Source organism: Staphylococcus schleiferi (genome assembly GCF_025558325.1).
In the GTDB taxonomy this organism is placed as follows: domain Bacteria; phylum Bacillota; class Bacilli; order Staphylococcales; family Staphylococcaceae; genus Staphylococcus; species Staphylococcus schleiferi.
Window position 1 is genome coordinate 428598 of the sequence record NZ_CP094712.1, and the last position, 13522, is coordinate 442119.

Consider the following 13522-nt stretch of genomic DNA (forward strand, 5'->3'; position numbering starts at 1 on the left):
ACATGAAACCTGGTGAAATCATTGTTAAAAAGTCAGAAATTACAATCAATAAAGGCAGAGAAACGACAAAACTCAATGTAAAAAATACGGGTGATCGTCCTATTCAAGTCGGTTCACATTTTCACTTTTATGAAGTGAACCCCGCACTCGCGTTTGATCGTGACGATGCTTACGGAAAACATTTAGATATTCCTGCAGGGGCTGCTGTGCGTTTTGAACCTGGAGATGAAAAGACAATTTACCTTGTACGTTACGCTGGACGTCAACATATTTATGGTTTTCATGGTCTTGTCGATGGCCCGATTGATAGATCAAAGGTGACACCACCAAATGTCGAAGAGGGAAGTGAAGACAAATGAGTTTTAAAATGACAGATGCGCAATATACCAGTTTATATGGGCCGACAGTAGGAGATTCGATTCGTCTTGCAGATACAGATTTATTTGCGAAAGTAGAAAAAGATTATGCCAATTATGGTGATGAAGTCACTTTTGGTGGTGGCAAGTCCATTCGTGATGGTATGGGTCAAAATCCAAATGCTACAAGAGCACATCCACAAGTTGCAGATCTTGTCATTTCCAATGCGGTGGTCATTGATTATAACAAAGTGATTAAATGTGATATTGGTGTGAAAGATGGTCGTATTATGAAGTTAGGTAAAGCGGGTAATCCAGACATTATGGATGACGTTGATATCATTATTAGCGCTTCAACAGATGTCATCGCAGCAGAAGGTCGCATTGTAACTACAGGCGGAATTGATACGCATGTGCACTTTATTAGCCCTGAACAAGCAGAGGTTGCATTAGAAAGTGGCATTACGACGCACATTGGTGGTGGTACAGGAACTTCAGAAGGCACCAATGCTACAACAGTTTCACCAGGTGCTTGGTATATCCATCGAATGCTTCAAGCAGCAGAAGGTTTACCACTGAATATCGGTTTTACTGGGAAAGGCCAAGCGGTAAACCATGAAGCACTAGAAGAACAAATACGTGCTGGGGTCATTGGCTTGAAAGTTCATGAAGACTGGGGTGCCACACCGTCTGCATTGCGACATGCATTAGAAGTTGCAGACGAATATGATATTCAAATTGCGTTACATGCCGATACACTAAATGAAGCAGGATTCATGGAAGATACGATGAAAGCTATCGGTGATAAAGTCCTCCACATGTATCATACTGAAGGTGCGGGAGGCGGACATGCGCCTGATTTGATAAAGTCAGCATCTTATCCGAATATTTTGCCGTCTTCTACAAATCCAACCTTACCGTACACACATAATACGATTGATGAGCACTTGGACATGGTAATGATTACACATCATCTCAATGCTTCAATTCCTGAAGATGTGGCTTTTGCTGACTCTCGAATTCGTAAAGAAACCATTGCTGCAGAAGATGTCTTACAGGATATGGGCGTTTTTAGTATGGTGAGTTCCGACTCCCAAGCAATGGGCCGTGTGGGCGAGGTCATCATACGCACATGGCAAGTGGCGCACAGAATGAAGCAGCAAAGAGGCCCGCTTGAAGGCGATGGAGAACACAATGATAACCGCCGAATCCAACGTTATATTGCCAAATATACGATAAATCCTGCGATAACACATGGGATTTCTGATTATGTGGGTTCAGTAGATGAAGGAAAGCTTGCTGATTTAGTGATATGGGATCCGCGTTTCTTCGGCGTCAAACCAGAAATGGTCATTAAAGGCGGCATGATTCATGTCGCCGCAAATGGAGATGCGAATGGATCCATTCCAACAGCTGAACCGGTAAAATATCGTCGTATGTATGGTCAATATGGCAGTAATATACAAAATACAGCAATCACCTTTGTTTCTCAAGCGGCATATCACGATGATATTCGCAGTCAGCTCGATTTAAAACGACAGGTCAAACCTGTACATAACATACGAAATCTTTCTAAAAAAGATATGATTAATAATAACGCGATGCCACGAATTGATGTCGATCCACAAACGTACGAAGTCTTTGTAGATGGCAATAAAATTACAAGTGAAGCGGCCACAGAACTTCCGTTGGCACAACGTTACTTTTTATTTTAACTAATTTATATTAGGTCGGGCTGAAGACCAAACTCAAAATAATAAGTGCTAAGATGATTTTTAATAGATCACCGTCTTAGCGCTTCTTTTTTATTATAAAACTTCATTATGACTTCGCTTTTCGAGGAGGCAGGCCCATCTTGTAGACTTCGACTAACCCTGTTCCCTCACCTATTTCGTCATAAATACTTCTAACGCTACCAAAGTGAGATTTGCAGTGAGACTAACAAACGTTTCACTGCTTTTTTATATTGAAAAAAAGACTTTAAGATTATCAAAAAATTTAAGAAACCCTCCATCATCTTAAGTATAAATCTACGTTTTGAATGCTGGCTAACTAAAGTATAGATTGTCAAAATGAGTTGCTTTAATATAAAAAATTATTTTTTTATAAAAGTCTATTAGTTATATATTAATATATTAGATTTTTATGATGGATATTCCTATAGATGATTTTGCAATATATTTTTAATAATGTATAATGTGTTATAAACGCGTGTATAGCGTCTAAAATAAGGATTTTAAAAATTCTAATAGTTTTTATATGAAAGCGTTTTAATAATAAATATACTTTTACTAATACTATGATAATCATTGAATAAATTTTAAGGTAGGGAGTAGATGTTTAAATGATTTATGCAGGAATATTAGCTGGTGGAATAGGGTCAAGAATGGGAAATGTTCCTTTGCCTAAACAATTTTTAGATTTAGATGGTAAACCTATTCTTATTCATACAGTAGAAAAGTTTCTATTAACATCAATGTTTGATGAGATTTTTATTGCAACACCACAAAAATGGATTTCACATACTAAAGATATACTTAAAAAACATCATATTGATGATGAGAGAATCAAAGTTATTGAAGGCGGTTCAGATCGTAATGAAACGATTATGAACATTATAAAGACGATAGAAGCAGAAAAAAGTATTACAGATGAAGATGTCATTGTGACACACGATGCTGTAAGACCATTTTTAACACACCGAATTATTAAAGAAAATATAGAAGGTGTACTTAAATATGGCGCAGTGGATACAGTTATACCTGCCACAGATACTATCATTACGTCAAATGATGGCGATTCAATCAATACAATACCTATTAGAAATGAAATGTATCAAGGACAAACACCACAGTCATTCAATATTAATTTATTGAAAAATAGCTACAACGATTTATCTAGTGAAGATAAAAAAATATTAACAGATGCGTGTAAGATACTCGTAGTGAACAATAAGAAAGTTAAATTAGTCATGGGTGAACTTTATAATATTAAAATTACGACACCTTATGATCTTAAAGTCGCAAATTCAATCATCAAAGGTGGGATGCTAAATGATTAACCAAGTATACCAACTTGTAGCGCCTAGACAATTTGAAGTGACATATAATAATGAAAACATTAAAAGTGACAAAGTAGTTGTACGTCCTTTATATTTATCTATTTGTGCAGCTGATCAAAGATATTACACAGGAAGCAGAAATGAAAAGGTATTAAAGAAGAAACTTCCAATGTCTTTGATACATGAAGGTGTAGGTGAAGTCGTATACGACAGTAAAGGCATCTATAAAATTGGAACTAAAGTCATCATGGTTCCTAATACGCCGATTGAAAAAGATGAAGTAATTGCTGAAAACTATTTACCTAGTAGTAAATTTAGATCGAGTGGTTTTGATGGTTTCATGCAAGATTATATATTTATGGATCATGACCGAGTCGTGGAAATTGATAAAAGTATTGAGGATTTAAGTACAATTGCTTACTCAGAACTCGTCAGTGTAAGTTGGCACGCAATACAGAGATTTTCACGAAAATCACATGCTTACAAAAGTAGTTTTGGTATATGGGGCGATGGCAACTTAGGTTATATAACAGCTGTTTTACTTCACAAGCTCTATCCCGAAGCTAAGTTATACGTTTTCGGTAAGACTGATTATAAGTTAAGTCATTTTTCATTCGTTGACCAAGTGTACCATATAGATGAAATACCAAGTGATTTAACATTTGATCATGCTTTTGAGTGTGTAGGTGGCAAAGGGAGTCAATCTGCAGTTGAGCAAATCATTGATTTAATTTCTCCAGAGGGCACAATCAGTTTATTAGGTGTTAGTGAGTATTCCATAGAAGTAAATACGCGACTAGTGCTAGAGAAAGGTTTAACAATGTTCGGAAGCAGTAGAAGCGGTGCACAAGATTTTAAAGATATTGCGGAATTATATAAAAATAATCCAGATGTAGTTGAAAAGTTATCTTTATTAAAAGGTAATGAATTTGATGTGAAGACCATTAATGATGTCGTGGATGCATTCGAAAAAGACTTAGCGACTTCATGGGGCAAGACAGTAATTAAGTGGACGTTGTAATCGTATAGAGGAGTGAAAAAAGGGTTTGAGTAATTATAAATTAAAAGTAGATAACATCTATTGGGAACGAGTTCAACTATTTATTGAAGGGCACGCTGAAAATTACGAAATTAAAAGCAAAAATGTTGTATTAAGAAATTTTACGGAAACGACTGAAGTAAAAGCTAATGGTGTAGAAATAGATGGGAATAAATTTAAAATCCGTTTTAATATAGCTATCTTAGATAATGGTAATTACTTACCAGCAGACCAATATTTATTAATTTTTAAAGATGACTTTGAATACATTGTTCATATCAATGAAAAACTTTTAGAGCCTGAAAATTATAATTTAGAAGAAGATGAATTAGAGACATACAATTCATTGGAAACAACAAATGACAAGAATAATTTCTTGCTCAATCATTATAAGTATGAATTCAAAAAAGGCGGTACCTCTCAGAAAACGACTTACATTGTATCTCCTAAAATGTCGAAAGAGGTCAATGAATTTGTTCTAGACATCAAATTTAACAAACCTATTCCTCCTAAAAGTAAATTAGCCACAAAAATAAGCGAATATAAAAAGAGCTATAATAAAAAATCATATAATGTGCGTCAATTTTTATTCAAAGCGATTTTTAACGTGACTAAATTTTTCCATTTAAAAAAGGGAAATACAGTTTTGTTCACATCAGACTCTAGATCAAACATGTCAGGAAATTTCAAATTTATTTATGATGAAATGTTGAGACGTAAATTAGATGAAAAGTATGATATTCACTACATATTTAAACCACACATTTCTATGAGAAGAAGTTATGTTGATAAATTTAGACTGCCATATTTACTAGGGAAAGCAGATTACATTTTTGTTGACGACTTTCACCCTTTAATTTACACGGTTAATTTTAGAAAGACTCAAGAAATTATTCAACTTTGGCATGCTGTAGGTGCTTTCAAAACTGTAGGGTTTAGTCGTGCGGGTAAAAGAGGTGGACCATTCTTTGATTCACCAAATCATAGAAACTATACAAAAGCATATGTTGCTTCTGAAAATGACATATTATACTATGGAGAAGCATTCGGAATAAAAGAACAAAATGTCATTCCAACTGGAGTGCCTAGAACTGATATTTTCTTCGACGAGCAGTATAAAGAAAAAGTAGTTGCTAAAATGAAAGAAGATTTACCAATGATAAAAGGTAAGAAGGTTATTTTGTTTGCGCCTACTTTTAGAGGGAATGGTCACGCAACTGCCCACTATCCTTTCTTTAAAATTGATTTTTCAAGATTTGCACGTTACTGTCGTGAAAATAATGCGGTCGTATTATTTAAAATGCATCCATTTGTAAAGAATAGATTAAATATACCTAAAGAATATAAGCAATACTTTTTAGATGTATCGCAAATTAGAGAAGTCAACGATATTCTATTTATCACAGATATTCTGATTAGTGATTATTCTTCACTTGTATATGAATTTGCATTATTTAAGCGACCTATGTTATTTTACGCGTTTGATTTAGAAGACTATATTACATCAAGAGACTTTTATGAGCCTTATGAATCTTTCGTTCCAGGAAAAATTGTAGAGTCTTTTGATGAATTAATTACTGCATTAGAAAATGAAGATTTTGAAATCGAAAAGGTTGCACCTTTCTTAGATAAGCATTTTAAATTCCAGGATGGAAGATCAAGTGAAAGAGTCGTAAGAGATCTTTTTGGGGCGTAATTAATTCTGCAGTAAAAAAGTTACTCGCTTTAGAAGAAATAGGAATAATTTAATAAGAATTAAATTACTAAGAAAAGCAGTAAAGAAGCGAAATACAATAAGCTTCTTTACTGTTAATTTTTAATCTTTAAGTTACTTCATGAAGATAACTAGAGGACAATTTCAGTGACTGTCCCTTTTTATTTGATAACGGCTCTAAATGATAGAGAATGAGATGTCGATTCTTTGTATTTGTATGGTGATATTTTTGATTTTTAAAAATTAAGTCTTTAAAATATATAAAATGAGTTTAAATTTGAACAGAGTAGGGTATATTTTTTTAATCCTTTTGTTAAGTGAAGGATTATCTATTGGCAGTCAAAGCGATCTGAGCCATGGAATACATATACAAAAGAGAACTGAAAACAACGCAATAAATTGATATTTGTGCAAATTATCGTATATTTTTCATTTTTTGTGATAATTCTCCAAATTGAAAACAGACCAAACCATTTGAATCTTTAAAATGCTTGTATGAACTTTCTATACATGGTAAATTATTTAGGCTATAAATTTTCAGAAAAATAATGATTGATTATAAAGAAATAGAGGTGTTGAGCGTGATATTGTCAGATAATGATATAAAGGAATATCTAAAACGCAACATGCTTAAAATCGAACCATTAGTAGAAGAACATATTGAACCCGCTTCTGTTGACCTCACGTTAGGACAACATTTTTTAAAGCCACTCCCACCTAAAGAGGGTGTGCAGCGGATGAGCGAGCCGATTGATTACGAAACGATCAATCAGTCGCATGTCGTTGTTCCTGCACATGCATTTATTTTAGCGACAACGGAAGAATACATTACTTTGCCAGAACAATTAACTGGCTTTATAGAAGGTAGAAGCTCAATTGGTCGTGCAGGTCTCTTTATTCAAAACGCAGGATGGGTCGACCCAGGATTTGAAGGAAAGATTACGCTAGAATTATATAATGCGAATGATTTCCCTTTAGAAATTGAGCAAGGTCAAAGAATCTGTCAAATTGTTTTAGCTGAAACGAAAACGAAACCCCAAGTTGTTTATCATGGTAAGTATCAAGGTCAGCAAACCACAACGGGAAGTCGAGTATTCCGTGATTGGATGAAAGATGGGGGGATTTAGATGGATATTGTCATATTATCAGGTTTTTTAGGTGGCGGAAAAACATCGACGCTCAATTATTTAGTCCAAGATGCTCTTGACAATCATTTGAAACCGGCTGTGATTATGAATGATTTTGGTGCACGAAGTGTGGACGAACATCTTGTTACAGAAGATGTTCAAATGGAAGTCCTCGTCAATGGTTGTATTTGTTGTGAGTTGAAGGAAGATGTATCGCAACAATTACACGAGCTGTATCTATCGTACCAACCTGATATTGTCTTAGTTGAATGTAGTGGAGTGGCACACCCTATCGGGGTCTTTGATGCATGTATGACCCCTGTGCTTGCGCCTTATATTGAAGATATTACGATGTTAGGTCTCGTTGACGTAGCAGCCTATTATGAGAAAAAAGAATTGCCAGAGTCCGTGCATCATTTAATATTTGAACAGTTTCGCTACTGCAGTCACTTGATTTTAAATAAAATCGATTTATTAAATAACGAGGCCTTGTTATCTGTGGTGGATGAGATTCAGCAAACATATCCGAATATTCCTTATATTTTAACAAGTTACGGAGAGCTGACTTTAAACGAAGTCCAACATCAATCACAGTGTCAAGTCAATGAGCGCTCTAGTGTGCATCATCATGGGCAATTATCACACTTGATGTACGAATTCGATGCGCCTGTCCAACAAACAGCTTTAATTGAAGGGCTACAAGGTTTAGAAGATATCTATCGCATAAAAGGGTTTGTATATCTTAAAGATTGTGAGAATCCTTGTGTTGTTCAATATACACTTGGAAACTTAGAAATCAAGCCGTGTCCGATTCCGATGAAGCCATATTTAATTGTGGTGGGCCATAATTTGGACTATCAAGAAATTACCGATACGTTTGATGTAATGGAGCTCGCATCTTAAAAATGAATAGATGAACGCAAGCATAATGTGAACGTCGAGATCTTATCGGCTACTCGCATTGTGCTTTTTTAATTTGAATTTCGATTGATTAGATTATTCGTCTTATTTGAGAAAGCGTTATCATAATGATAGAATAAATGTGATAGAAGTATTTATTTCTCAGTTATATTGTTTGTTATTTAATATATTGGGGAATGCTAATAATGAGGAGGGATTGGATATGTTTAAAAATATTCTAGTTCCATTTGATTTCGGAAATAGTTTTAAAAATGTACCTGAGCAATTAGTGAAATTAACAGGTGAAAATTCTGCATATAAAATTGTCGTTTTTAATGTTATTTCTGAAACGGAACTTGCAAATTATGTACGCTATCAAGGCAAACATTTTGAAGAAGTTGTTGAAGAGAAAAAAGATGAAATGAAACCATTTTTAAAATCTTTAGACGATGCCAACTTAAAATATGATGTCAAGTTTACGACAGGCGCAGCTACGAAAGAAATCGTCAATGAAGTTGAAAATGCAGACTATGACGTTGTAGTCATGAGTAACAAACGTTCCGAAGTTGAAATTAAGCACGTGTTAGGACATGTTACACATAAAATTGCGAAACGTGTCAATATCCCTGTAATGATTATAAAATAATAATAAATAACTTCAGTAAATGATATGGTTATAATGTAGTTTCTCCCTTCAGACATTCGTTGTTTGAAGGGTTTTTTCGTGGAATTGCTGGAATAAGCGGAATTACCATATTGACTCTATATTACTTTGTGGATATAATATAAAAAAATAATAGTAATAAGTGAATATAATATACATTTTATTTGTATTCGAGTAATAAGGAGGGAAGTTGATGCATTATTATGCGTATGTAGACAGAGAAGTGTGTATTTCTTGTTCAGCTTGTGGTGCTGCGGCGCCCCGATTGTTTCGGTATGATGCTCAAGGGATAGCGTACATGTGTTTAGATTGTAATAGTGGCACGGCGCATATACCTGAATGTGACTTAGAAAATTTAGATGATGCAGTTGAAAATTGTCCCACGTCAGCGATTATAGTGGGACAGCAGCCTTTTTCGTTACCGATCATATTAGACAGAGAGAAGGAATTCTAATGAAGCAAAAAGGTTTTGAACAGTTGTTGGAAGAAATGCACGTAAAGGTGACACAGCTCGAGCAACCGATAGAAGTGATTGAAACGATGCTAACATTGGATGGTAAAATTCCACTTGAGATTGCACGACAAAGTTTGAATTTTGAACAATGGGCGATTTATCAACATTTGGCGCATGCGACGTGTGTATTTACAGATGAACAACCATCAAATCCAAAGCAAGCCATCAGTTTTGGAATGTCAGCCTATGGGCGTCTTCACTTAGGACCGAGTTTCACTGATGACTATACGAAAGTTTGGGGTTATTTTTCATTGACGCCAGAAGCAATGTCTGAAATTGAACAATTGACGACACGTTTGCAATCGGAGGAAATGTTGCGTTATCAATCAGAAGTTGTTCCTTTTTTCCGGCATTTACAACCGCAAGACGTGTTACGAGTCATTGATGCAATTAAAGAAAAAGTGGATTTTATGGCACCGGTATTACTGTATTATAACGGGCATACGTATACGACGTTTTATCATTACAATAATCTACTTAAAAGCTTAGAAGGTGATACCGCACGCTTTTTACTAGATGATTTGGCTGAGAAAAATAAGGGTACGTGGACAAGAGATGAACGTATATTTATTTTTAACCTCTATACATTGTTGCAATCCGGTCCGCCTGCTAGAGGAGAAGAGGTGAATGGTGTTCATTTTTCACTGCATTATTTATCCCAATATTTAGAAGAAAAGTTAGCGATTTATCATGAAATGACGGATACGCCTTCCAAACCTATACCCAAATCTCTTTTAGCGAAAGCACGATTGATATGTCAGTTGCGTGAAAAAGTTGCGGAAAACTATGTCATTTACCGAAAAATTAACGGCCTCAACTTACATAAACAAGAACAGTTTTTAAACAAGCAAAAAGTTGGACTGTATCATGATGAAGCGATGGAGAATGAATTAGCACAAATATTAAGGATGTCGTCAGAAGAGACGTATCAAGACGCATTTATAAACTATATTGCGCAACATCCGGATATTACGGTGATCCAAACTTTGCTTGAAAAAATGGTAGGTTATGCGATACGGGCAACGGATTCAGATGTGGGAATGACGCGAGGTTTTAGACAGCCATGGATGTATAATGATGCATTAAAACACCATCAGTTAGAAACAATTTTTGAATGGAAACAGCAATTTTATTTTTGTTGTGCGATACCGAGTGACAAAATGAAACAAGCTTTTCTCAATCAAGGCCAAAAGTTGGCAGGTATTTTAACGGCGATTAGTAAACGCATGGAATACAACAGTTGGCACTATACACCGGGGAATTTTTTGAATGAGCGGCATCGGATTCAACGGCATTACTATTTTCCACCAGTGATGAGTGACATTACCGAATGGAGCAATCAGCATCATCAAGGGCATGTATATGCAAATGTGAAACATGCGATACGTTGTCCGGGGACAATTCTATGTCTACCGTATACGTTAAATGCCTATTATGATTTACGGTTGATGAAAACGTCTGGCGTGATGTATTCTGAAATAGACTTAATGAAAGCGCTTTATTACAAAGAGGTTGTTGGTGCACTCTATCAAGCGTGGTTTGATTATTGTCGTGAACATCAAAGTCAACTTGATATGACGGCATATGATCGTAAATGGTATCAACAGCAATATACAAAGATTTAATATAGGAGCGTGAAGTGCGTGAAAACATTACTATTTATTAATTTGAGAAGTCACAAAGTAGAGCGCGTTGCGCCGATAATTGAGGCAAAAAGACAAGGGTATCGTGTTGTATTGATGATAGACCATGATCCACAACTGATTGACAGTGGACTAGATGAAGTGATTGAAATCGATACATATGATGAAACAGCAGTCGTTGAAGCAGTGCTTGCGTATCATCAAAAACAACCGTTGAGCGGGATACTGACATGGTCGGATAAAGATGTGGAATTGGTTGCGCAATTAAATGACCGCTTACAATTGCCAGGTATTCCGATGTCGCATGTCAAAAATGCACGTAACAAATACTTAATGCGTGTAGCGTTCGATCAAGTGCCTGATATTTCACCTACTTTTGAAAATGTGCGCAGTGAAGATGATTTTCGTCGAGCTGTTGCACGCATTGGGACGCCAGGGATATTGAAACCAGTTGGCGCTTCGGGAAGTAAAGGAATCTTTAAAATCGAAAGTGAATCATGTATTGATGATGTGTACGAAACTTTACGTCATGCGACATCACCAGAACGTGACAAAGTGTATTCTTATTATCCGAATGATTACATTTATGAAGGGTATCTTGTCGGTGAAGAAGTGTCGGTTGAAGGTGTCGTACAAAATGGAGAAGTACGCATTGCAGGGATTACGGACAAAGCGGTCACACCTGAATATTCACTGGAGTACATTGCGATTTTTCCGTCTGATAAACATGCTACCTTGCAACAAGAGATTAAGACGAAAGCGACACAAGCCATTCAAAGTTTAGGCATTGACCACTGTGCATTTCATCTGGAAGGTAGAGCTACGAAAGATGGTTTTAAAGTCATCGAAGCAGCAGCAAGACCAGGGGGCGGTTTCATTACGTCACATTTAATTCCAGGTGCATCAGGTCATTCGTTTATTGAAAAAATATTGGATGTGTCAGTCGGAAATGATGTGACTGAAAATTGGCCTATTTTTGATCAAACGTCAAAGAAAATGTGTTTTTATAGCGTCATGGCGGAGCAAGCCGGAACATTTCAAGGGATTAAAGGGCTTGACCGCTTAGTTGAAATACCTGGCGTGCACTATGTCATTCCGTTAAAAAATGTTGGTGATGCTATCGTCATGCCACCGGAACATTTTTCGAGTTGCTTTGTGCTCAATATCGTTTTAGAAGGTGAGACGACAGAAGCGCTTCGCCAAAAAATTGATTGGATTCATAAAGTGATTGAGGTGGTTGTGGAATGACAATACTCATGTTATCAAGTACGGAGCATGCAAAAACACCTTATGATGAATGGTTTCCGGATACAGCAGAACAAATGATATTATTTTGTCCAGCTGAGAAAAAAGACAGTTATGCTGATAAAAACTATTTGCGTATTGAAGCCTTTGAACATTATATGGTAAATCCTAACATTGAAATGCGTGCGCTCGAATTAAGTGCGCAATATAACATTACACATGTGTTATCGATTTCGGAATTTGACGTCATTCGAGCAGCGAAAATTAGAGCGTTGTTGGAAATAGAAGGGCAGTCGTTAATCAGTGCAGAAGCGTATCGGGATAAAGTGCTAATGAAACAGTTGTTACAAAGCACGGCAGTAAAAATACCCCACTTTGATAAAGCGATAGACGGCGCGAACATACAACGATTTGTAGAAAAGTACGGCTATCCTGTCGTGCTCAAGCCGATTGATGGCTCAGGTTCGTCAGATGTCGTGATTGCACGCGAACAACAGGATATTGACATGTTTTTGCAGACACATCCCGACATCGGAAGATATGAAATAGAACAGTTTATTGATGGGGAAATGTATCATGTCGATGGACTTGTTCACAATGCAGAAGTGAAGTGTGCCTATGTTTCGCACTATTACAATGGATGTTTAGCATTTAAAGATCATCAGCCGTTAGCGAGTTATATGTTGAAGGCAGATAATTCACTCAGTCAAGCGCTACAGCAAGAAGTGAAGCAAGTCGTTGCGGCATTACCGACATTGCCGAACGGATCGTTTCATGCCGAATTTTTCGTGACACCGACGAATGACATCTATTTTTGTGAAATTGCAAGTCGTACAGGGGGTGGTGAAATCGGTCGTACGTTAGAACATGCCATCGGAATGCAGCTCAATCAAATGAGTCTTTACTTACAAACAGGGCGTGCAGATGAGGTAGATGGCCACACACAAATTCAACGGTATGGCGGATTCATCTTGTTACCTCCCCAAAATGCGACATTTCAAGGGATACAACAACAATTAGATGAAGATTGGGTGCTTTTTCAATCTCTTAAAGCGACACCAGGCCAATCATTTGGCGCAGCGCAATTAAGTGTGGATCATATCATGTCAGTCGTCATCGAAGGAGAAGATGAGGCAACATTGATTGCGCGTATTGATCAAGTCATCGCGTGGTATCAGAAAGAAGTACAGTGGAAATGATTGTATGCAACGGCACGCAATGATAACCTACGATCATGCATACACATCAGTTGATCAGGG

The 13522-nt window shown here is 36.4% G+C and carries 12 protein-coding genes; all 12 read left to right on the top strand.

Features of this window, described 5'->3' with window-relative positions:
• Window positions 1-2 precede the first annotated feature (2 nt).
• The 12 genes from ureB (at window position 3) to MUA40_RS01830 (ending at window position 13462) form a co-directional block, all read left to right on the top strand.
• Window positions 3-359 (top strand): urease subunit beta, encoded by a 357-nt coding sequence (ureB, locus tag MUA40_RS01775; RefSeq protein ID WP_016426093.1) that lies wholly within the window; start codon window positions 3-5, stop codon window positions 357-359.
• Window positions 356-2071 carry an urease subunit alpha gene (gene ureC, locus MUA40_RS01780; RefSeq protein WP_155976534.1) on the top strand — a complete coding sequence of 572 codons (1716 nt, stop codon included), beginning with the start codon at window positions 356-358 and terminating at the stop codon, window positions 2069-2071. The genes ureB and ureC overlap by 4 nt, the downstream gene beginning before the upstream one ends.
• 629 nt (window positions 2072-2700) lie before the next feature.
• A complete protein-coding gene (locus tag MUA40_RS01785; RefSeq protein ID WP_016426095.1) occupies window positions 2701-3417 on the top strand; it encodes a D-ribitol-5-phosphate cytidylyltransferase in 717 nt (238 codons plus the stop codon).
• Window positions 3410-4438, top strand: coding sequence for a ribitol-5-phosphate dehydrogenase (locus MUA40_RS01790; protein ID WP_016426096.1), 1029 nt, complete (start codon window positions 3410-3412; stop codon window positions 4436-4438). Before MUA40_RS01785 ends, MUA40_RS01790 begins: the two co-directional genes overlap by 8 nt.
• A 25-nt stretch (window positions 4439-4463) precedes the next feature.
• Window positions 4464-6152: a teichoic acid ribitol-phosphate polymerase TarL gene (gene tarL / locus MUA40_RS01795; RefSeq protein ID WP_016426097.1), complete on the top strand. Its 1689-nt coding sequence runs from the start codon at window positions 4464-4466 to the stop codon at window positions 6150-6152.
• Between the two features lie 599 nt (window positions 6153-6751).
• Entirely contained in the window at window positions 6752-7297 is a 546-nt protein-coding gene (gene dcd / locus MUA40_RS01800; protein ID WP_126496090.1) for a dCTP deaminase, read from the top strand.
• Window positions 7298-8200 (top strand): CobW family GTP-binding protein, encoded by a 903-nt coding sequence (locus MUA40_RS01805; protein WP_016426099.1) that lies wholly within the window; start codon window positions 7298-7300, stop codon window positions 8198-8200. It begins immediately after the preceding gene.
• Window positions 8201-8420: 220 nt separating this feature from the next.
• Window positions 8421-8843 carry a universal stress protein gene (locus tag MUA40_RS01810; RefSeq protein WP_016426100.1) on the top strand — a complete coding sequence of 141 codons (423 nt, stop codon included), beginning with the start codon at window positions 8421-8423 and terminating at the stop codon, window positions 8841-8843.
• Between the two features lie 211 nt (window positions 8844-9054).
• Window positions 9055-9315, top strand: coding sequence for a ferredoxin (locus MUA40_RS01815; RefSeq protein WP_016426101.1), 261 nt, complete (start codon window positions 9055-9057; stop codon window positions 9313-9315).
• Window positions 9315-11000 (top strand): hypothetical protein, encoded by a 1686-nt coding sequence (locus MUA40_RS01820; RefSeq protein ID WP_016426102.1) that lies wholly within the window; start codon window positions 9315-9317, stop codon window positions 10998-11000. The genes MUA40_RS01815 and MUA40_RS01820 overlap by 1 nt, the downstream gene beginning before the upstream one ends.
• Window positions 11001-11018: 18 nt before the next feature.
• The gene (locus tag MUA40_RS01825; protein WP_016426103.1) at window positions 11019-12266 is read left to right on the top strand and encodes an ATP-grasp domain-containing protein; all 1248 of its coding nucleotides are present in this window, start codon (window positions 11019-11021) and stop codon (window positions 12264-12266) included.
• Entirely contained in the window at window positions 12263-13462 is a 1200-nt protein-coding gene (locus MUA40_RS01830) for an ATP-grasp domain-containing protein (RefSeq protein WP_167732622.1), read from the top strand. The genes MUA40_RS01825 and MUA40_RS01830 overlap by 4 nt, the downstream gene beginning before the upstream one ends.
• Window positions 13463-13522 lie beyond the last annotated feature (60 nt).

Coding starts and splice junctions, on each gene's coding strand:
- MUA40_RS01805 (WP_016426099.1), top strand. CDS start 7,298: ATGGATATTGTCATATTATCAGGTTTTTTAGGTGGCGGAAAAACATCG.
- MUA40_RS01830 (WP_167732622.1), top strand. CDS start 12,263: ATGACAATACTCATGTTATCAAGTACGGAGCATGCAAAAACACCTTAT.
- MUA40_RS01815 (WP_016426101.1), top strand. CDS start 9,055: ATGCATTATTATGCGTATGTAGACAGAGAAGTGTGTATTTCTTGTTCA.
- MUA40_RS01785 (WP_016426095.1), top strand. CDS start 2,701: ATGATTTATGCAGGAATATTAGCTGGTGGAATAGGGTCAAGAATGGGA.
- MUA40_RS01810 (WP_016426100.1), top strand. CDS start 8,421: ATGTTTAAAAATATTCTAGTTCCATTTGATTTCGGAAATAGTTTTAAA.
- ureB (WP_016426093.1), top strand. CDS start 3: ATGAAACCTGGTGAAATCATTGTTAAAAAGTCAGAAATTACAATCAAT.
- MUA40_RS01820 (WP_016426102.1), top strand. CDS start 9,315: ATGAAGCAAAAAGGTTTTGAACAGTTGTTGGAAGAAATGCACGTAAAG.
- MUA40_RS01790 (WP_016426096.1), top strand. CDS start 3,410: ATGATTAACCAAGTATACCAACTTGTAGCGCCTAGACAATTTGAAGTG.
- ureC (WP_155976534.1), top strand. CDS start 356: ATGAGTTTTAAAATGACAGATGCGCAATATACCAGTTTATATGGGCCG.